This window comes from Mannheimia haemolytica (assembly GCF_004342115.1).
In the GTDB taxonomy this organism is placed as follows: Bacteria; Pseudomonadota; Gammaproteobacteria; order Enterobacterales; family Pasteurellaceae; genus Mannheimia; species Mannheimia haemolytica.
Genome location: NZ_SMAC01000012.1, coordinates 1 through 19,613, shown reverse-complemented (window position 1 = coordinate 19,613; position 19,613 = coordinate 1). Strand labels below are relative to the sequence as shown.

Genomic DNA, 19,613 nt, shown 5'->3' with positions numbered 1-19,613 from the left:
ATTTCAAGAAAAATGACCGCTTGCAAGCGGCCATTTAGTAAGTTTAACGATTAAATTGTGCTTTATTCCTTGCCATAGTAGGCTTTAGTCATAATCGCTTCCATATCTTCAATCATTGCCAAACGTGGGTTTGCTGGTGTGCATTGGTCTTCAAATGCGTGTAGGGCAAGTTCACGGCGGGCATTCAAGAAGGCTTGCTCATCAACGCCTTGCTCACGAAGCGACATTTTCACGCCGCAACGAACGGCTAAATCGTGTACCGCTTGGGCGTAAGCTTCCACCGCTTGTTCCGGGGTTTCTGCCGGTAAGCCAAGCATTCTGGCAATATCTTGGAAACGCACATCTGCGACATAATTGGTGTATTTTGGCCAAGTTGCCACTTTGGTTGGGCGTGTGCCGTTATAGCGAATAACGTGTGGCAGTAAAATCGCATTGGTTCGACCGTGGATGGTGTGGAATTTACCCCCGATTTTGTGTGCCATTGAGTGGCAAATACCTAAGAAGGCATTGGCAAATGCCATCCCTGCCATTGTGGAAGCATTGTGCATTTTTTCACGGGCGGTTTCATCAAACTCTTTGACCGATTTTTCCAAGTTTTCAAACACTAACTTAATGGCTTGCAAGGCTAAGCCGTCGGTATAGTCGTTGGCTAAAATCGATGTGTAAGCCTCGGTAGCGTGAGTTAATACGTCTAAACCGGTGTCGGCAGCAACGTGAGACGGCACAGACATTACTAACGCAGGATCGACAATCGCAATGGTTGGGGTAAGCGAGTAGTCAGCGAGCGGATATTTAATATCGCCATCGGTAATTACTGCAAACGGTGTGACTTCAGAGCCTGTTCCGGAGGTGGTTGGAATGCCGACAAATTTCGCTTTTCTGCCTAATTGTGGGAATTTGAATGCACGTTTGCGGATATCCATAAATTTTTGCACTAAATCACGGAAATCGACTTCCGGTTGTTCGTAGAATAACCACATAATTTTGGCTGCATCCATTGGTGAACCACCACCAAGTGCGATGATAGTATCAGGCTGGAAGCTACGCATTAATTCTGTACCACGTTGTACGGTTTGCAGGCTTGGGTTTGGTTCAACATCGGTAAAGAGCTGAATCATCACTTGGTTGCGACGTTGGCGAAGTTGTTCGGTAATTCTATCCACAAAGCCGAGATCAACCATTGAACGGTCGGTTACGATCATTACTTTATGCACATCGTGCATTGATTTCAAATATTGAATTGAGTCACGCTCAAAGTAGATTTTTGATGGCACTTTAAACCATTGCATATTATTTCTCCGTCTGCCCACACGTTTGATATTGATTAAATTTACCGCACTAACGTTGTTACCTACAGAGTTTTTACCGTAGGAACCACAGCCCAGCGTAAGCGATGGCAGGAAGGAGTTATATACATCACCGATACCGCCAAAGGTTGATGGTGAGTTCCAAATCACCCGAATGGCTTTTACCCGTTCGCCAAAGGTTTTGGCTAAGGCTTTGTTTTCGGTATGAATGGCGGCACTATGCCCTAAACCGTGGAAATTCACCATCGCTTCAGACAATTCCAAACCGTGTTCGGTGGAGTCGGATTTTAACAGAGCCAGTACAGGCGAAAGTTTTTCACGGGTAAGTGGCTCAGCTTCGCCCACAAAGGCACATTCGGCTAACAGAATATTGGTTTTTTCCGGTACTTTAAAGCCGGCTTGTTCTGCAATCCACGCAGCCGGTTTGCCAACCACCGCTGAATTGAGTTTTGCACCTGAGCAGTTTTCATCTTTGGCTTTATCAATACCGAAAATGTATTTTTCCAATAAGGCTTTCTCTTTTTTGTTCACTAAATAGACGCCGTAAGATTGCATCTCTTTAATAAACTCAGCGTAAATTTCTTTATCTACAATCGCCGCTTGTTCAGAGGCACAAATCATACCGTTGTCGAAAGATTTTGACATTACAATGTCATACACCGCTTGTTTTAATTTAGCGGTTTTTTCTACATAAGCCGGTACGTTGCCTGCACCAACTCCTAATGCCGGTTTGCCGCAAGAGTAAGCGGCTTCAACCATTGCATTACCGCCGGTGGCTAAAATAGTTGCAATGCCCGGGTGTTTCATTAAAGCAGATGTACCTTCCATTGAAGGCTGGGTAATCCATTGAATACAGTTTTCCGGTGCACCGGCAGCCACGGCGGCATCACGCACAATTTGAGCAGCGTGGGCAGAAGATTGTTGAGCAGACGGGTGGAAAGCAAAAACGATAGGGTTACGGGTTTTAAGGGCGATTAACGCTTTGAAAATGGTGGTTGAGGTTGGGTTGGTGGTTGGGGTGATACCGCAGACAACACCGACAGGGTCGGCAATTTCGGTAATACCGGTGACATCATCTTCACTAATGACCCCTGCGGTTTTCAAATGTCGCATATTATTGACAACATACTCACAGGCGAACAGGTTTTTAGTGGCTTTGTCTTCAAACACACCCCGTCCGGTTTCTTCGTAAGCGTGCATTGCTAAAATACCGTGTTTATCAAGGGCAGCAACAGAGGCTTTAGCGACAATAAAATCCACTTGTTCTTGGTTGAGTTTTCTAAACTCATCAAGGGCTTTTAAGCCTTTTTCAACAAGCTCATTCACTTCTGCTTGGGCATCAAATGGTTGCGTATTTTTAGCCATAGTTTGGTTCCTCATAAAATTTAAATTTGATAATTTTTTTAACTGATGAAATTATTACCCAAAAGAGTTATTTTGTCGTTAAAAATTAATAATGTTTTATGTTTGCTTTGATCTATATCAACTTTTTTAACGTTGTATATATGCTATAAAATATTTAGTCATATAGACATTGATACATTTTGAGAAAAAGCCGGATTTTTGATTAAATGCAAAGCGAAATCCACGATTATTTTTGGCAGTTCAGCTAATAAAAAGTGGTAGGATAATTCATTAACTCAATGTTTTAATTTTAGAATTTATGAAAGATATTTTACGCATTGCAACCCGTCAAAGCCCGTTAGCCTTATGGCAGGCAAATTTTGTAAAAAGCGAATTAGAAAAACATTTTCCGCAATTATCTGTCGAACTGGTTACGATGGTAACGAAAGGCGATATTATTTTAGACACCCCATTAGCCAAAATTGGCGGAAAAGGCTTGTTTGTGAAAGAGTTAGAATTAGCCCTTTTAGAAAATCGAGCTGATATTGCGGTGCATTCAATGAAAGATGTGCCGATGAGCTTTCCCGAAGGCTTGGGGCTTGCGGTGATTTGTGAACGTGAAGATCCCCGTGATGCGTTTGTGTCGAACAACTACCATTCGTTAGAAGATTTGCCGAAAGGTGCTGTGGTCGGTACATCGAGCTTACGCCGTCAGTGCCAATTAATGGCGAAATATCCGCATTTAGAGGTTAAATCATTGCGAGGCAATGTCGGCACTCGCTTAAGCAAATTAGATAATGGCGAGTATGATGCGATTATTTTAGCCTCTGCCGGCTTAATTCGTTTAGGCTTGCAAGAGCGAATCCGTAGCTATATTTCTGTGGAACAATCATTACCCGCAGCTGGTCAAGGAGCAGTAGGGATTGAGACTCGAGCCAATGATGAACGGATTTTGAACTACATTGCAAAATTAAACCATAGTTCGACCGCTTGTTGCGTGATGGCAGAACGTGCAATGAATACCCGTTTGCAAGGCGGTTGCCAAGTGCCGATTGGTGGTTATGCTACATTAGAGGGCGATGAATTAACGCTTAATGCGTTAGTTGGATCGTTAGATGGCTCACAAATTATTCGGGCTTCGGCAAAAGGACATAAGCAAGAGGCGGAGCAATTAGGCATTTTGGTGGCGGAACAGTTGCTTGCTCAAGGTGCAGATAAAATTTTAGCTGCGGTTTATAACGAAAACGTACAATAATGAATGTGTTGGTCACACGCCCGGATAGTCGGGGGCAAGAATTGGTAGATATGTTGAATGAACAGCAAATTTTTGCTATTCATCAACCGCTATTTACGATTGAAGCCGGTAAAGAATTACCTTTGCTTCCTTCGGCTATTTCTCGGCTAAAATCAGACGATTATGTATTTGTTGTTTCGCCGAATGCAGTGGACTATGCTGCAAAAACATTAGTAGATACCGGGTTCCATTTTCGTTCAGATTTGAAATATTTTGCGGTAGGGCAACGGACTGCGAAATATTTAACAGAAAAAGCTGAACAAGCGGTCATTTATCCGATAGAATTTGAAAATAGCGAGGGGGTTTTGGCATTACCTGAAATGCAGAATCTAACTGATAAAACTATTTTAATTCTAAGAGCCGATTCTGGGCGTGAGCTACTTGCTGAAACTGCAGTCTTGCGTGGGGCAACTATTCAATATTTGGAGTGTTATCGTAGAGAGCCGGTTACCGATGATATTCCCGAAAAAATCAGCTTATGTAAACGCTTGGGAGTAGATACTATTGTGATCACCAGTAGTGAAATTTTAAGATCACTTTATGAACAAGCGAAAGCAGATTGTAGAGCATGGTTATTTGAATGTGATCTGGTTGTAGTGAGCCGGCGGATTGCAAAGATAGCTAAACAAATGGGCTGGCAAGAAGATAAGATTAGGGTATCGGATAAAGCCGATAATGTAACTTTGATGAATACATTATTATTTAAAGTGGGCAAATCTAACTAGAGGTGGCGAGTATGTCAAGATCTAAAAAAGTAACTGAACATTTAGAGCATTCAGCTGAAAAGGTGGTAGAAGAGGCACAACAAGCGGTCGATTCAGCGGAATCTTTTGCAAAAAAAGAGATTGAGGAAGATGTAGTGAACGAAGCTATAGAGAAAGATATTCAAACAGAAATGCAAAAAGCGCCAAAAGAACAAGTGGTTGTTCAAAAATCGGGCGGAAAGGGCTTGGCATTAGTTGCACTATTAGTGGCTTTAGCGGTTGGCGGAGCTGGTCATTATATGGCAAATAAAAAGTTTGCAGAGGTTGAATCTCAAATTCAGGCAGTATCTGCTAAAGCAAATCAGCCTACTACTCAAACTATGGTTGAGATGCCAAATTTCGAAAATGAAAAAGCACAAATTGCCGAATTGGTCACGGAATATCAAAAAGCTTTAGAACGGATTAAAGCTTTAGAAACAGCCCAAAATGGTTATACCCAGCAAATTAGTAGTTTGCAGCTTCAACTGCAAAAGCTAAATAATACCTCTGGTTCGGATAACACATTCTGGCTATTATCTGAGGCAGATTTCCTATTGAATAATGCGGCTCGTAAAGTGGTGTTAGATAATGACATTGAAACAGCGAAAAATTTATTGTTAGAGGCAGATCAAGTTTTATCAAAAGCACCGAATACGATTCACATTCGTGAGGCAATCAAAACTGATTTAAATACATTAACCGCATTGCATCAGATCGATCAAAATGCCTTAATGCAGCGTGTCGCAAATTTAGCGAATAAATTAGATGATTTGCCGATTTTGGAAAGTGAACAAGCTTCAAATAGCAAACAAGATGGGCAAGTAAGTGATTCTCTTGCGGATTGGGAGAAAAATTTAGAAAAAAGTGCTGCTTCATTTTTAGATCATTTTATTCGTGTATCGAAACGTAATGCAGCAGATGAGAAAGCCTTTGTTGCACCGAATCAAGAAATTTATTTGCGTGAAAACATTCGCTTGCGTTTACAAATTGCGATTTTAGCTGTTCCTCGCCAGCAAAGCGAACTTTATAAAAAATCGTTACAAACGGTAGGCTCTTGGGTAAGAAGTTATTTTGAAACTTCAAATGAAAATGTGCAACATTTCTTGAAAGAGCTAGATGAGTTGGCAGAACAAACTATTTATGTGGATGCTCCAACTTCATTACAAAGCTTAAAGGTGATTGCTCAGCAAATTAATAAAACCCCTGAAAAAATAGAGAAAGTCGAAATAAAAGCTGAAAAAGAATTAGAGCAAGCAGAGCCTGTAAAAGCAGAGCAAGATGCGATGCCTCCTTCAGCACAATAATAAAAAGGAGAATAGATTATGTTTAGAACGCTCTTTTTGATGCTTTTATTATTAGTTGGACTAATCTCTGGGCCTTATTTAGCCGGAAATCAAGGTTATGTCAGAATTGAAACAGCAACTACCGTGATTGAAATGAGCATTGTAATGCTTGTGGTTTTTTTTGTGTTGGCAATGGCGGTAGTTTATTTACTTGAATGGATTGTCACTAAAATATGCCGTATGAGTAATGGAGCTTATAACTGGTTCTCAACTCGTAAGCATAAAAAAGCTCAGCAAGAAACACTGGAAGGTTTAATGCGTATGAGTGAAGGGAATTACTCAAAAGCGGAAAAACTCTTTAGTAAAAATGCAAAACATGCAGATGAGCCTGTACTGAATTTAATTAAAGCGGCGGAAGCTGCTCAGCAAAATGGTGATGATTTAGCTGCAAATAAATATTTAATTAAGGCAACTGAAATAGCTGGACCGAATAATGTTGCAGTGGAGTTGGTACGAACCCGAATTTTATTACAACAAGGAAAATTACCGGCTGCCCGAACTGCGATTGATAGCCTACTAGAGCTTGCACCTCATAGCGATGAGGTATTACGCTTAGCGATTCAAATTTATAAAGAATCCAGAGCTTATGTTGCGTTAGATAGATTATTAGTTGAAATCGGCCAACGTAATTTCTTAACTGCAGAAGAGTATGCTGAGTTAGAGTATTTCGTTGATGATGGTTTACAAGATGAGCGTTTACAGGAAGAAGGGCAGGAAGGCTTGCTTTCTTGGTGGGAAAACCAACCAAATCGTCGTCGTAAATCGGTGTATAGTCGTGTCGGTGTCATCAAGCGTTTAATTGATAGTGACGATCATCAATCTGCACAAGAAATTGCTTTAGAAACGTTGAAGAAATTTGAAGATGAGCAATTACAAGGTTTATTTGTGCAATTAACCCGTTTACAAATTGATTCTGACAGTAAGCTACTAAAAGTATTAGCAAAACGGGCAGATAAAGCGAATGTTAAATATACCGATGATTATGCTAGAGCGCTTGGCTATATTTATACACGAGATGGGCAATACCAAAAAGCGAAGTCTCAGTTTGAATTGTTATTGGCTCATGATGAATGTGTTGCTGATGATCGTATTATGGCACTGCACGTGGCAGAGCAGATGGGGGATACATTAATGGCAAACCGTATTCGTGAGGAAAATCTCAAACAGGTGAATATGGCTACTCAGTCTAAAGTTAATGAGCCATTAGCCTTACCGCAAACAGCCACTGAGTCTAACTCATTATAATAATTAAAAAAATAGCAGGCTTGAAACCTGCTATTTTTTTATAGCAAGAGATAAAAAGCTAGCTTTAACCAAAGCTACGCTTTTGGGGATTAGTGCGCCTTTTTAGAAAATAATTTCATCAAAGGTAAAATAATTAAGCATGCAATAATACCAACCACAATACCCACTGCAAAATCAACCAGAGTAGAAAAATGGGGAGAGATACCGAATTGTTCTACGAAGTGATGAATCATTGGTAAATTATGGGTAAAAATACCACCACCGACTAAGAACATCGCAATAGTACCAATCACAGAAAGTCCTTTCATAAACCACGGCATTGCAAATAATAAGCCTTTTCCAACCGCTTGTGAGAATGTGCTTTTTTTCTGCATTAACCATAAACCGATATCATCTAGTTTTACAATTAATCCAACTAAGCCATAAACAAACAGGGTAATTCCGACCCCGATAGCGGAGAGAGATAAAATTTGGGTTAGGGTTGAAGAGTCTTGCAAAACACCTAACGCAATAATGATAATCTCTGCTGATAGAATAAAATCGGTGCGAATTGCACCTTTAATTTTATCTTTTTCAGAAAGGGTTTCGGTTTCATCAGAATGAGCTTGATTGTTTTTATGTAATAGACGATGGAGTAATTTCTCTACGCCTTCAAAACATAAATATGCACCGCCTATCATTAATAGCGGGATAATAGCCTGCGGTAAAAAGACCGATAGCAGCAACGCTAGTGGAATCAAGATCACTTTATTGATTAATGAGCCTTTCGCTACAGCCCAAACAATCGGTAGTTCTCGTTCTGGCACCACATTCTTTCCACTGACTTGATTAGCATTTAAGGCAAGATCATCACCGATTACGCCTGCTGTTTTCTTAGCAGCCACTTTAGTCATGATCGATACATCATCAAGCACGGCAGCAATATCGTCTAATAATGTAAATAATGACGCAAAAGCCATATTTTTTCCTCGAATAAAATTTATAAAAAAGCCGAACTTTTCAGCTCGGCTCTCATATCTAATATTTGAAATTAGCGACGTAAACCTAAACGTGCGATAGTTTCCGAATATTTAGCAAGATCAGTACGTTTTAAGTAGTCTAATAATTTACGACGGCGTGAAACCATACGTAATAAACCGCGACGACCGTGGTGATCTTTTTTATGCTCAGCAAAGTGTGCTTGTAAGTGGTTGATTTGTGCAGTTAATAATGCAATTTGAACTTCAGAAGAACCAGTGTCTTTTGCATCACGACCAAATTCAGCAACGATTTTTGCTTTTGCTTCTACGCTTAGAGACATTTTAATTTCCTTTTGTTAAGGGTTGATAATACATCAATAGCCGATCTCTAACTCAGCTACGACAGGGACTGTGAATTTTAAAGAGAAAGCGGTTAAATTTCAATAAAAATTTGCAAGTTTATTTCTCATTTGAGAAAGAGTATAATCAGCGACAATTTTTGAGTAATTTAGGAATTTTTAAATGATTGAAAAAATGCACGAGCGGACAAATGGGCCGGTCTTTAAAATTATTTTTGCATTAGTCTCTATTTCATTTGTAATCGGTGGAATTGGGACAGGATTGATTTCACAAGATAATTCTGTAGCGAAAGTAAATGGGGAAGAAATTAGTCAGCAATTATTTAATAACACGCTTAATCGTGAGCAAAATAGATTAAATGTTGAACTGGGGAGTCGCTTTTGGGATTTAATGGATAGCCCGGAGTATGCTGCTCAATTTAATCAATCGGTATTAAATGGATTAATTGATGAAGAGCTTCTGCGCCAGTATGCAAAAGAGTTAAAACTAGGTATTAGTGCTGATCAAATCAAATCTGAAATTGTAAACAGCCAGATGTTTCAACAAGATGGTAAATTCAGTAACGAGTTATACCAACAAACATTACGCCACAATAATTTAAGTGCCGATGGCTATGCAGCGATTGTGCAGGAAGGTATGTTGCAATCCCAGCTACAAGAGGGGATTATCAATAGTGATTTTAATGTACCGGCACAGCAGGCATTGTTAGCAAAATTACTGTTGCAACAACGTGAAGTGCGTTTAGCCGAATTTTCAGTTGCAAAAGAAATGGAAAATCAGACCGCTTCCGAGCAAGAATTGCGAGCCTATTACGAAGCAAATAAAACTAAATTATTAGCACCTGAAAAATTAGCGGTTGAGTACGTTACTCTTTCTCCAAAAGATGTGGAAAGCAAAGTTGAGATTACCAATGAGCAAATTCAAACTTACTATGATCGCAATAAAGCCGATTATGTAACTAAAGGTGAAGCCCATTTAGCTCATATTCAAGTCGCTAGTGAAGCGGAAGCACAGGCTATTGAGCAAGCGCTCAAAAATGGGGAAGATTTTGCTACTTTGGCAAAAAACAAATCTAGCGATACTTTATCAGCAAATAATGGTGGTGATCTAGGTTGGGCAAAAGCTGGCACTTTCCCGAAAGCTTTTGAAGATGCTGTAGCAAATTTAACTGCCGGCCAGATGAGTGCAGCGGTGAAAGTGGATAATGCTTACCATATCATCAAAGTATTGGAGCGTAAACCTGAGCAAGTGATTGAGTTAGCACAAGTGAAAGATAAAATTGCCCAAACTATTCGCCAAGAATTAGTGTTAACTGAGTATTCTACAGTTGCGCGCGAAATGGCAAATAAAGCCTTTGAGAATAATTCTTCACTTGAAGAAGTTGCGAAAGCCGGTAATGTGGAACTGCAAAAAACGGATCTGTTTACCCGTGAAAACGTACCTACTGCTTTACAAAATGAGAAAGTATTAAAAGTTTTGTTTGAAGGAGAGCTACGCCAAAATAAACAAAATTCTGATGCTTTAGATGTTGGGAATGATGCAAATCCACAGACATTGTTTGTGAGAGTGAGTGATTATGATGCAGAACGTCCACAAACTTTTGATGAAGCAAAAGCAGCAGTTGAAAATTTTGTGAAGGCAGAAAAAGCGGAAAAAGCGTTGCTGGCGAAAGTAGAAGAAAATGTAAAAGCCTTGAATGAAGGGAAATCAGTGGACGTGAAATTTAATGCGCCACAAACTTTAGTTTATATGCAAGCAGAAGTAGAAAACCCGGTATTGGCTGGAACGATTTTCGCAATGAAAAAGGCGCAAGATAAAACGACTTATCAAATGGCACGTAATCAAAAGGGCGATGTAGTTATTGTTGCCTTAGATAACATTACGGAAGGGAATGCTGAACAGTTTAAGACATTGGCGCCACAATTTGAACAAGCTAATCGTTTAATTTTACGTAATGAATTCTTACAATCGCTACGTGCAAAAGCTTCAATTGAGGTAAATGAAGATTTTATGCAGCAACGTTCGTCACACTAACAAGCCTTTCATTTTATCAAAAAGCACCCAACCGTCCTTTAGGCTGGGTGCTTTTGGTTTGTATCTACCTTGATTAACCGATATAATAGCGCCCGAAACACTGTTGTTTGAGAAAGTTTTTGTGGATATCATTATTAATTTTGCCATCTACCTCCAATTCTTCATTGGTCTATTTGCTATAGTCAATCCTTTTGGTTCCTTGCCTATTTTTTTCAGTATGACCGCTCACCAATATGAGGGGGAAAGAAATCGCACCAGCTTAATCACCGCTGTTTCTATTGGAGTAATTTTATTAGTCAGCCTCTATTTTGGTAATCTGATTCTCAATGCGTTTAGCATTTCACTTAGCTCTTTTAGAGTAGCTGGTGGCATTTTGATTGTAAGCATTGCGATGACGATGATTAGCGGTAAATTAGGTGAACACAAACAAAATAAAGAAGAGAAAAATGAAGATATTACTGAATACGAAAATATCGGTGTCGTGCCATTAGCAATGCCGATTATGGCAGGACCAGGGGCAATTGGCTCAACCATTGTGTGGGGAACCCGCTACCATACTTGGGAAGACTATGTTGGCTTTAGCATTGCGATTATTGTATTTGCATTAATTTGTTATATTTTATTCCGCTATTCAGCCCCTTTGGTGAAAAAATTAGGCAAAACAGGATCTAATGTCGTTACTCGTATCATGGGGCTGATTTTAATGGCGCTGGGAATTGAAATTATTGTGGCAGGAATTACAACTTTATTTCCTGTGCTTCTTGTAAAATAAATCTTAATTAACCTTTGGGGAGTTTATGTTGAAATCCTTACAAGCGGTTACATTTGTAAAAAAAATTGCAAAAGTTACCGCTTGCATTCTGCTTATTACATCTTGTGATCAATTAATTTGCCCTCAATCCATTCAATCTGTCTGGGTAGAAAACCGGCAGAGTGATACTTTACTCAAACGTGCAATTTATTCTGCTGTATTTCAACTCGACCCACATAAAATTAAAGCTTCTGCAGATGCTGCTCCTTTAAGAGATCTATTAGTCGGTTTAATGGCCTACAACAGAAAAGGTGATGTCGTTCCGGCCATTGCTCAGAATTGGTTTACTGAAGATGAAAAAGAGTGGTTGTTTATTTTAGATGAGAAAGCTGTGTGGTCTAATGGCCAACCTGTGACTGCACAAGATTTTGTAGCAAGCTGGCGACGTTTAATAGATCCTCAAAATCATTCTGTATTGTCTAAATATCTCATCTATATGGGTATAGAAAATGCAAAAGCGATTGAAGAGCAAATAAAGTCAGTTGAAGAACTCGGTGTAGAGGCATTAAATGCGCATACATTGAGAATTCGGCTAAATCACCCAAATCACCAATTGCCTGAAATGCTGGCACATTCCACATTATTACCTACTTATCAAGGGATTGCTCCAACCATAGATAACTTCGTGAGCAATGCGTCTTACCGTCTCGAGAAACTAGATGCTCAAAAAATGGTGTTAAAGGCTCGAACCCAAGAAATTCCCTTTCAAACTATAGAGTATGATTTAATTACAACTATCCAAAACTGCTCTGCTTTTGATATTGTCGAGAATCCTTTATTAAATAAAAAAACGAATATCGTGAAATTTCCGTGTTTGTGCTCTTATTACTATGAGTTCAATTTTGATGATCCATTATTAGCTAAACGAGAGATTCGTGAAGCAATAAGGACAATGGTGGCTTCAGCAAATATTGGGCAAGAATATGGGGTTCCGAGTCAGTCTGTAATTCCACATAGCTTAGTAAAAGATAGAGAAAAGCGTTGGAATCCTGTTGTGGTTGAGCAGCTATTAACAAAAGCAGGAATTAGCCCTTATAATCCTTTAAAGCTGACTTTGTTATATGATGAGAATAGCATTAATATTAATATTGCTAACCAAGTTACTCGAGCCCTTTCTCAATCAGAATTATTTAATATTACACCTAAAATGGTTGATTGGCAGACTTTAAATAAAGTAAGGGGACAAAAAGATTATCAGATAGCACGAGCAGGCTGGTGTGCAGATTATCCTGATCCGATTGTATTTTTGCAGAAGTTTCATTCAATGAGCCCGGATAATCATTCCGGCTATAAAAGTGAGATAGTCGATCAAAAATTAAATCGTTTACAAACAGAAACGCTTAGTGCAGAAGCGAGAGAGTCACTTATTCAAGAAATTAGCGAGCAGCTTTATAGCGATGTTGCCGTATTGCCATTATTTCAATACCATCATCGGGTTGGGATTGTTTCCTCCCTTTTGGGTATTGATTTGAATAACGATAGCGAAGTAATTTATAGCAAAGATTTAAAACGCAATTTAGCAAACAAGGATAACCAATGAACCAAGTAAATGAACAGCAACTTGTTGAAATTAAAGCAATCTTGCAACAATTTTCCCACCCGACTTTACAGAAAGATTTAATTGCCCTTAATGCGTTTAAAAAAGCAGAATTAGGGGGCGATATTCTTAGAATTGAAATCACGATGCCATTTGCGTGGAACAGTGGTTTTGAAACCTTAAAAGCCGAAACAGAGGCTAAATTAAAGCAAGTAACAGGTGCAAGCGGTGTAAAATGGGTATTAAATTACCAAATTGCGACCTTAAAACGGGCGAATAAACACCCGGCAGTCAATGGGGTAAAAAATATCATTGCGGTCACTTCAGGAAAAGGTGGGGTAGGGAAATCAACGACCTCAGTTAATCTTGCTTTAGCCTTACGAGCACAAGGGGCAAGAGTGGGGATTTTAGATGCGGATATTTACGGCCCATCTATTCCGCATATGTTGGGAGCAAAAGACCAACGTCCAACTTCTCCTGATAACAAGCACATCACGCCGATTACCGCTCACGGCTTGCAATCTAATTCTATCGGCTATTTAATGGAAGAAGATAACGCCACCATTTGGCGTGGCCCGATGGCAAGCAGTGCGTTAAGTCAGCTTTTAAATGAAACTTGGTGGAATGAATTGGATTACTTGGTCATTGATATGCCACCGGGTACGGGTGATATTCAGCTTACGCTTTCACAGCAAATTCCGGTGACCGGTGCGGTGGTAGTAACAACCCCACAAGATATTGCCTTATTAGATGCGATTAAAGGGATCTCAATGTTTGAGAAAGTCTCAGTACCAGTGCTTGGGGTGATTGAAAATATGTCAATGCATATCTGCTCAAACTGTGGACACCATGAGGCAATTTTCGGCACCGGCGGAGCGGAAAAAATCGCCCAAAAATATGGCACTAAAGTGTTAGCACAATTACCACTACATATTCGTCTGCGTGAAGATTTAGATAGCGGTGTGCCAACGGTGGTGGCAGCTCCGGAACACGAAATCAGCCAAGCCTACCTCGCATTAGCGGAAAAAGTAGCTTCTGAACTTTACTGGCAAGGCAGTGTGATTCCGTCTGAAATTATGATTCGTGAAGTGAAGTAGTTAATGTTGATGATTTGATGGCACAAGTTTCTAAGCTTGTGCCATTATTGTTTCTTAGAGAGTATATCCTCTCAAAACAGCCTGCCAATTTTCTTCGCTGAAGAAAATATTTAATCGCCCTTGTTCTTTCTTAAACGAGCGTAACAGGCGGTCTAGGTTATTTTGCTTCCAATTTTCGCCCGGCTCAATGCCGCATTTATCAAAATCAATCAGCCAAAATTTGCCATCATTACCAAGCAAAATATTATGGATATTTAAGTCGGAATGGTGAATTTGATGGTTATGCAGACTGCGAATCAGTTTCCCTATCTGCTCATATTGTTCGTTCGATAAAGAATGGGATTGCAAGATTTTGCTTAAATCTTGTGTGTTTTCTAGCTTTTCGAGCATAATGTCGGCACGATAGCAACAAAAATTTCTTTCTACTTTGATCGCTATTGGGCGAGGCACAGGTAAGCCCCAAGCTAACATTTGTTGCAGTAAGAAAAATTCTTTATAAGCTCGGGTGGCTTCAAAACGGGTAAAAAAGTAACTGTCTTTGATGATTTTACCGAACAAGCCGCCACGATAATAATGGCGAAGCACTACATTGATACCTAGTTCGGCAGAGGTATCTAAAAACCAAGTCGCACCTCGCCCTTTTGAGAAACCTAGCAAGCGGTCGGAATTGTCAAAATTTTTGCAAGTTAAGAGAGACTGCACAAATTCAGCTTGATGTTCGGGAATTAGGTCGGCATTAAAGAGATACTGTATATTTTGCATAAATAAAGAGGGTGTTTATGGCTGAAATAGCTCATTTTAGAGCTATTTTTTTTGATGTCAATTTGTTAGAATATTCCGCTTACATTTGAGAGGAAAACCAATGACAACGATCTCGCCCGAATTAACTATCACAGAAAACACGCTTTCGCCGGAGGCTCAAAAAGTTCGCCAAGCCTTGTTGGCAAAAGGCATTGAAACTCCGACTGTTGCTCATACTAAAGATAAAGCCAGCCGCCGTGCAGAAATCCAGCAGCATATGCAGGCAGTTTTAGAATTGCTCGGTTTAGATTTGAACGATGACAGTTTGGAAGAAACGCCTCATCGCTTGGCGAAAATGTATGTCGATGAAATTTTCAGCGGGCTTGATTATGCTACCTTCCCGAAAATTACCAATATTGAAAACCGAATGAAAGTCAGTGAAATGGTGCTGGTGGACGATATTACTTTAACTTCTACCTGTGAGCATCATTTTGTCACTATTGACGGTAAAGTGGCGGTAGCCTATTACCCGAAAAAATGGGTGATTGGACTCTCGAAAATCAACCGTGTCGTGCAGTTTTTTGCCCAACGTCCGCAGGTGCAAGAGCGTTTTACCGAACAGATTTTAACTGCATTTCAGACCATTTTAGAAACGGACGATGTCGCAGTTTATGTGAAAGCGACCCATTTTTGTGTGAAATGCCGTGGTGTAAAAGACACCAATAGCTATACGGTAACTTCTGCATTTGGCGGTGTTTTCTTAGAAGATCGAGAAACCCGTAAAGAATTTTTAGGTTTATTGAATAAATAATTGCAAATATCAATTACTGTGGGGGCGAAAATTTTTCGCCCTTATATTTTGCATCAGGTGCTTGAGGTTGAAATGAAAATAGCATTAGGTATTGAATATGACGGCAGCCGTTATTTTGGCTGGCAACGACAAGAAGCGGTAGAGAGCGTGCAACAACAGCTAGAGCAGGCGTTGTCGGTTGTTGCCAATTCGCCGGTGGAGGTGTTTTGTGCCGGCAGAACCGATGCCGGTGTGCACGGCACTGGGCAGGTCGTGCATTTTGAAACGCAAGCAAACCGCCCGTTACAAAGCTGGTGTTTCGGCACTAACGCTCATTTACCCGATGATATTGCGGTGAAATGGGCGGTAGCGGTGAATGAGGATTTTCACGCCCGTTTTAGTGCCACCGCCCGTCGTTACCGCTATATTATTTTTAACCAAAAACTGCGGTCGGCAATTTTACCTAAAGGTGTTACCCACTTTCACTTTCCCCTTGATGAACGCAAAATGCACCAAGCAGGGCAGTATTTGCTGGGCGAGAATGACTTTTCCTCTTTCCGTGCTGCTAAATGTCAATCTAATACGCCGTGGCGGAATATTCATCATTTGAATGTGTCTCGGCAAGGCAATTATGTGATTGTTGATATTCAAGCCAACGCCTTTGTGCATCATATGGTACGCAATATTGTAGGAACGTTGCTCGAAATCGGGCAGGGCAAGCAGCCTGTGGAATGGGCAAAATGGGTGCTGGAACAACGTGATCGGGAAAAAGCTGCCCCTACAGCGAAAGCTGAGGGGCTATATTTGGTTGAGGTGCATTACCCTGAACATTTCGGCATTCCCCAAACACCTCTTGGGCCGCTGTTTTTGGCGGATTAATTAAGACAAGCGGTTGAGTTTGTAAATTTTTTTGCAAATCCAACCGCTTGAATTATTTCAACAGTCTTTGGCTATTCAGCACCACTGTAATGGAGGACAATGTCATCGCAATCGCAGCAATCATTGGATTGAGCAGCCAACCAGTAAACGGATAAAGCATTCCTGCTGCCACAGGAATCGCAACCACATTGTAGATGAATGCACCTAGCAGGCTCTGTTTCATATTTTTTAGCACTCGTTTTGAGAAGGGTAAAATTTGGCTTACAAGTGCTAATCCGCTTTTCATCAGAGAAAGATCGGCGGTTTCCACCGCAATATCTGATCCATTATGCATTGCAATTCCCACATTCGCTTGAGCAAGGGCTGGGGCATCATTAATGCCATCGCCAATCATCGCCACTTTTTTTCCTTCTGCTTGCAACGCTCGAATTTTCTCCGCTTTTTGTTCGGGTAAGACTTCAGCAATCACGCCATTTAAGCCCAGCTCTTTGGCAAAATAATCAGCGGTTTCTTGGCGATCGCCTGTAAGCATTAGGCATTGATAACCTTCAGCTTGGAACCGTTGAATTGTTTCTTTCGCTTCAGGGCGAAGTTGGTCTTGCACCGAAATTCTGCCAATTATTTCATCATTAACTGCAATATAGATAAGTGTGGCAGTACAAGCGGTTGTTTTTTCCGAAAAATTTACAAATGAGGCATTGCCGATTTTAACTCTATCTTCTCCCACCTTGCCTCGAATGCCCAATCCTTTCTCCACTTGAATTTCATTGACATCAAGAGAGGGATAATTTTCCGCAAATTTTACAATCGCTTTCGCAATGGGGTGAGAGGCGTGCTGCTCTAAACTTTTGGTAAGAGTAATCAAATCATTTCTATCAAAATTATTGAAGGTAATAACTTCCGTAACCTCCATTTGCCCTGTGGTGAGCGTGCCTGTTTTATCGAAAACTAGAGTATCAATTTCACTCCCTGCTTGTAAGGCTTGAATATTTCTCACTAATACACCGAATTCAGCCGCACGAGCTACCCCTGCAATGGTTGAAAGCGGAATGGCTAACCCTAAGGCACAAGGGCAAGCAATAATCAGCACGGTGGTAAAAATGGAAAGTGCAAAGGCGAAATCTTTCCCGACAAGAAGCCAAATTAAAGCAGCAAATAATGCAATAGAAACAACTACAGGCACAAATACAGCGGCGACTTTATCAACAAATTGAGCAAGTGGTGGTTTGCTACTTTGGGCATGGCGAACGGCATGAATCACACGAGCTAAAGCAGTTTGAGAACCAACTTGCTCGGCAATATAAACCCCTGAACCATCTTGCACCAGCGTGCCAGCTCGGACTTTATCGCCTACTTTTTTCTCAATCGGCAAGGCTTCGCCTGTCAGCATTGATTCATCAACCCAAATTGAGCCACTTTCTAAAATGCCATCAACCGCTAGGCGATCACCCGTTAAGGCTTGCACTCGCATTTCAGGTTTAATGCCTTTGGCTGGAATAGTTTTTGCAATATTTTCTTCAAAAATGACCGCTTGTTTCGGGGCGAGATCGAGCAATTTTTCCAATGCAAGGGAAGAGCGTTGCTTGGCTTTAAGTTCAAGGTATTTGCCTAAATTGATAAAGCCGATAATCATCACACTCGCTTCAAAATAGACGTGAGCATTTGGCTGTGGAAACAGCGTAAGCCAAAATGAATAAAGCCAAGCCGTGCCTGTGCTTATGGCGACTAACACGTCCATATTGGCAGATTTATTTTTAAGGGCGTTATAAGCCCCTGAAAAAAATTCTCTGCCCGAAAAATACATTGTAGCAAGCGTGATGAGAGACCAAACAAGCCAAAGCGAGCGATTGTTTTCGGTAATCTGCATACCCTTATAAAAGCCAAACACCATCAACGCAAAGCCTGCAACAAGAGCCACGATAAATTGTGTACGCTTATGGCTTAGCACACGTTTAGTTTGAGCTTGCAGCTTGGCTCTACGCTCTTCCTCGCTTTCTAATATCTCTGCCCCAAAACCAATTTTAGTAACAGCGGCAATTAATGCTTCTGAATTAGCATTTCCTTGCACAAAAGCGGTTTGATCAGCAAGATTAACAGAGGCAAAACTGACGTTTTCTACTTTAAGCAATGCTTTCTCAACTCGGCGAACACAAGCAGCACAGTGCATTCCATCAATTAAAAGCTGTTGTTCGGTCATTATGCTAATTTCGCTCCAAAACCAATATCTTCAACTGTTGCAATTAAATCTTCAGCCAAAACTTCGCCTTCAACTACCGCTGTTTGATTTTCTAAGGTTACGATAGCTTGCGTTACTCCCGAAACGTCATTTAAAGCCTTTTCGACACTTTTCACGCAGTTACCACAATGCAATCCGTCTAATTGTAATTTGATTGCCATTATTTTCTCCTATGTTGAGTGGTTATTCGAGGATATAATAAGGTTTAACCTTAGGTTAAAGTCAAGAGGGAATATGAACATTAGCCAAGCCGCCGAAAAAACAGGGCTATCTACCAAACAAATTCGAGACTATGAGAAAGCAGGACTGCTCCCGGTTCCAGCTCGCACACAATCGGGTTATCGTTTTTATAATGAAGCGGATTTAGACCGATTGTTCTTCATTGGTAATGCAAGAAAAGTCGGCTTTTCACTTGTGCAAATTGCCGAATTATTGAAACTAAACGACAACCCAAACCGCACCAGCCGAGAGGTAAAACAGCTCACCGAGCAACATATTGCAGAGCTGGAACAAAAAATAAATGACTTAAACGAAATGCTTAAATTACTCAGAAGCTGGAGCCGTACTTGCTGTGGCAACAACAGTCCTGAGTGTTCAATTTTGAATGGGTTGAGGGATCATTAAGCTAAAAATGCAGTAAAATAGAATGACTTTAGTCTATAGGTAAAAATTATGACAAATAATCAAAAACGAACCTTATTTGCTTCACAATAAGATGGACTCAATGATGACGTTTCTAAAAAATTGGCGGAGAGTGGAAGCTATAAATAGCTATACGAGCGGTCATATTTCACTAAATATTTGTAGAAGATCAGACTTGATCTGACAATTCACTCTAAAAAGTGAGAGTTTCCCGTTTAGAATATGAGTGTCAAAAATCAATCTAAACAAAA

17 protein-coding genes are annotated in these 19,613 nt (G+C 40.4%); 11 read left to right on the top strand and 6 right to left on the bottom strand.

Annotated features, from left to right (window positions below; genetic code table 11):
- Positions 1–62: 62 nt before the first annotated feature.
- Positions 63–2,672 (bottom strand): bifunctional acetaldehyde-CoA/alcohol dehydrogenase, encoded by a 2,610-nt coding sequence (adhE, locus tag EDC41_RS05690; RefSeq protein WP_006251730.1) that lies wholly within the window; start codon positions 2,670–2,672, stop codon positions 63–65.
- A 298-nt stretch (positions 2,673–2,970) separates the two neighbouring features.
- Between adhE and hemC the strand changes: the two genes are divergently transcribed.
- From hemC to EDC41_RS05670, 4 genes are read left to right on the top strand one after another with little or no spacing between them, the layout of a single operon-like run.
- Positions 2,971–3,906, top strand: coding sequence for a hydroxymethylbilane synthase (hemC, locus tag EDC41_RS05685; protein WP_006247839.1), 936 nt, complete (start codon positions 2,971–2,973; stop codon positions 3,904–3,906).
- Entirely contained in the window at positions 3,906–4,670 is a 765-nt protein-coding gene (locus EDC41_RS05680; protein ID WP_006251731.1) for a uroporphyrinogen-III synthase, read from the top strand. Before hemC ends, EDC41_RS05680 begins: the two co-directional genes overlap by 1 nt.
- An 11-nt stretch (positions 4,671–4,681) precedes the next feature.
- Positions 4,682–5,992 (top strand): uroporphyrinogen-III C-methyltransferase, encoded by a 1,311-nt coding sequence (locus tag EDC41_RS05675; RefSeq protein ID WP_006251732.1) that lies wholly within the window; start codon positions 4,682–4,684, stop codon positions 5,990–5,992.
- 18 nt (positions 5,993–6,010) lie between these two features.
- The gene (locus tag EDC41_RS05670) at positions 6,011–7,276 is read left to right on the top strand and encodes a heme biosynthesis protein HemY (RefSeq protein WP_006247836.1); all 1,266 of its coding nucleotides are present in this window, start codon (positions 6,011–6,013) and stop codon (positions 7,274–7,276) included.
- Positions 7,277–7,365: 89 nt separating this feature from the next.
- Here EDC41_RS05670 and EDC41_RS05665 read toward each other — a convergent pair whose 3' ends face one another.
- On the bottom strand, positions 7,366–8,235 hold the full coding sequence (locus EDC41_RS05665) for a DUF808 domain-containing protein (RefSeq protein ID WP_006247835.1): 870 nt from the start codon (positions 8,233–8,235) through the stop codon (positions 7,366–7,368).
- A gap of 71 nt (positions 8,236–8,306) precedes the next feature.
- A complete protein-coding gene (rpsO, locus tag EDC41_RS05660; protein ID WP_005597777.1) occupies positions 8,307–8,576 on the bottom strand; it encodes a 30S ribosomal protein S15 in 270 nt (89 codons plus the stop codon).
- Between the two features lie 181 nt (positions 8,577–8,757).
- On the opposite strand from rpsO, the gene EDC41_RS05655 reads away from it, so the two are divergent.
- From EDC41_RS05655 to apbC, 4 genes are all read left to right on the top strand, one after another.
- Positions 8,758–10,629 carry a SurA N-terminal domain-containing protein gene (locus EDC41_RS05655; protein WP_006251950.1) on the top strand — a complete coding sequence of 624 codons (1,872 nt, stop codon included), beginning with the start codon at positions 8,758–8,760 and terminating at the stop codon, positions 10,627–10,629.
- A 121-nt stretch (positions 10,630–10,750) separates the two neighbouring features.
- On the top strand, positions 10,751–11,401 hold the full coding sequence (locus EDC41_RS05650; RefSeq protein ID WP_006247833.1) for a YchE family NAAT transporter: 651 nt from the start codon (positions 10,751–10,753) through the stop codon (positions 11,399–11,401).
- 25 nt (positions 11,402–11,426) lie between these two features.
- Positions 11,427–12,980 carry a peptide ABC transporter substrate-binding protein gene (locus EDC41_RS05645; RefSeq protein WP_006251948.1) on the top strand — a complete coding sequence of 518 codons (1,554 nt, stop codon included), beginning with the start codon at positions 11,427–11,429 and terminating at the stop codon, positions 12,978–12,980.
- Positions 12,977–14,074, top strand: coding sequence for an iron-sulfur cluster carrier protein ApbC (gene apbC, locus EDC41_RS05640; RefSeq protein ID WP_006251947.1), 1,098 nt, complete (start codon positions 12,977–12,979; stop codon positions 14,072–14,074). The genes EDC41_RS05645 and apbC overlap by 4 nt, the downstream gene beginning before the upstream one ends.
- A gap of 54 nt (positions 14,075–14,128) precedes the next feature.
- Here the strand turns inward: apbC and EDC41_RS05635 are convergent, their stop codons facing one another.
- Complete coding sequence (locus EDC41_RS05635; protein ID WP_006251946.1) at positions 14,129–14,836, bottom strand: 3-deoxy-D-manno-octulosonic acid kinase; 708 nt, start codon at positions 14,834–14,836, stop codon at positions 14,129–14,131.
- Between the two features lie 100 nt (positions 14,837–14,936).
- Here EDC41_RS05635 and folE point away from each other — a divergent pair, with 100 nt between their 5' ends.
- Together folE and truA are read left to right on the top strand one after the other, a co-directional pair.
- Entirely contained in the window at positions 14,937–15,626 is a 690-nt protein-coding gene (folE, locus tag EDC41_RS05630; protein WP_006251945.1) for a GTP cyclohydrolase I FolE, read from the top strand.
- Positions 15,627–15,698: 72 nt separating this feature from the next.
- On the top strand, positions 15,699–16,484 hold the full coding sequence (gene truA / locus EDC41_RS05625) for a tRNA pseudouridine(38-40) synthase TruA (protein WP_031200754.1): 786 nt from the start codon (positions 15,699–15,701) through the stop codon (positions 16,482–16,484).
- A gap of 52 nt (positions 16,485–16,536) precedes the next feature.
- Here truA and EDC41_RS05620 read toward each other — a convergent pair whose 3' ends face one another.
- Positions 16,537–18,681 (bottom strand): heavy metal translocating P-type ATPase, encoded by a 2,145-nt coding sequence (locus tag EDC41_RS05620; RefSeq protein ID WP_006251943.1) that lies wholly within the window; start codon positions 18,679–18,681, stop codon positions 16,537–16,539.
- A complete protein-coding gene (locus EDC41_RS05615; RefSeq protein WP_006251942.1) occupies positions 18,681–18,881 on the bottom strand; it encodes a heavy-metal-associated domain-containing protein in 201 nt (66 codons plus the stop codon). The genes EDC41_RS05620 and EDC41_RS05615 overlap by 1 nt, the downstream gene beginning before the upstream one ends.
- A 73-nt stretch (positions 18,882–18,954) precedes the next feature.
- On the opposite strand from EDC41_RS05615, the gene EDC41_RS05610 reads away from it, so the two are divergent.
- Entirely contained in the window at positions 18,955–19,344 is a 390-nt protein-coding gene (locus EDC41_RS05610; protein ID WP_006251941.1) for a Cu(I)-responsive transcriptional regulator, read from the top strand.
- Positions 19,345–19,613 lie beyond the last annotated feature (269 nt).

What these genes read in the sequence shown, in the direction of transcription:
- hemC (WP_006247839.1), top strand. Translation starts at nt 2,971, where the DNA reads ATGAAAGATATTTTACGCATTGCAACCCGTCAAAGCCCGTTAGCCTTA.
- EDC41_RS05615 (WP_006251942.1), bottom strand. Translation starts at nt 18,881, where the DNA reads ATGGCAATCAAATTACAATTAGACGGATTGCATTGTGGTAACTGCGTG.
- EDC41_RS05655 (WP_006251950.1), top strand. Translation starts at nt 8,758, where the DNA reads ATGATTGAAAAAATGCACGAGCGGACAAATGGGCCGGTCTTTAAAATT.
- EDC41_RS05680 (WP_006251731.1), top strand. Translation starts at nt 3,906, where the DNA reads ATGAATGTGTTGGTCACACGCCCGGATAGTCGGGGGCAAGAATTGGTA.
- EDC41_RS05635 (WP_006251946.1), bottom strand. Translation starts at nt 14,836, where the DNA reads ATGCAAAATATACAGTATCTCTTTAATGCCGACCTAATTCCCGAACAT.
- EDC41_RS05645 (WP_006251948.1), top strand. Translation starts at nt 11,427, where the DNA reads ATGTTGAAATCCTTACAAGCGGTTACATTTGTAAAAAAAATTGCAAAA.
- rpsO (WP_005597777.1), bottom strand. Translation starts at nt 8,576, where the DNA reads ATGTCTCTAAGCGTAGAAGCAAAAGCAAAAATCGTTGCTGAATTTGGT.
- EDC41_RS05610 (WP_006251941.1), top strand. Translation starts at nt 18,955, where the DNA reads ATGAACATTAGCCAAGCCGCCGAAAAAACAGGGCTATCTACCAAACAA.
- truA (WP_031200754.1), top strand. Translation starts at nt 15,699, where the DNA reads ATGAAAATAGCATTAGGTATTGAATATGACGGCAGCCGTTATTTTGGC.
- adhE (WP_006251730.1), bottom strand. Translation starts at nt 2,672, where the DNA reads ATGGCTAAAAATACGCAACCATTTGATGCCCAAGCAGAAGTGAATGAG.
- folE (WP_006251945.1), top strand. Translation starts at nt 14,937, where the DNA reads ATGACAACGATCTCGCCCGAATTAACTATCACAGAAAACACGCTTTCG.
- EDC41_RS05670 (WP_006247836.1), top strand. Translation starts at nt 6,011, where the DNA reads ATGTTTAGAACGCTCTTTTTGATGCTTTTATTATTAGTTGGACTAATC.
- apbC (WP_006251947.1), top strand. Translation starts at nt 12,977, where the DNA reads ATGAACCAAGTAAATGAACAGCAACTTGTTGAAATTAAAGCAATCTTG.
- EDC41_RS05620 (WP_006251943.1), bottom strand. Translation starts at nt 18,681, where the DNA reads ATGACCGAACAACAGCTTTTAATTGATGGAATGCACTGTGCTGCTTGT.
- EDC41_RS05675 (WP_006251732.1), top strand. Translation starts at nt 4,682, where the DNA reads ATGTCAAGATCTAAAAAAGTAACTGAACATTTAGAGCATTCAGCTGAA.
- EDC41_RS05665 (WP_006247835.1), bottom strand. Translation starts at nt 8,235, where the DNA reads ATGGCTTTTGCGTCATTATTTACATTATTAGACGATATTGCTGCCGTG.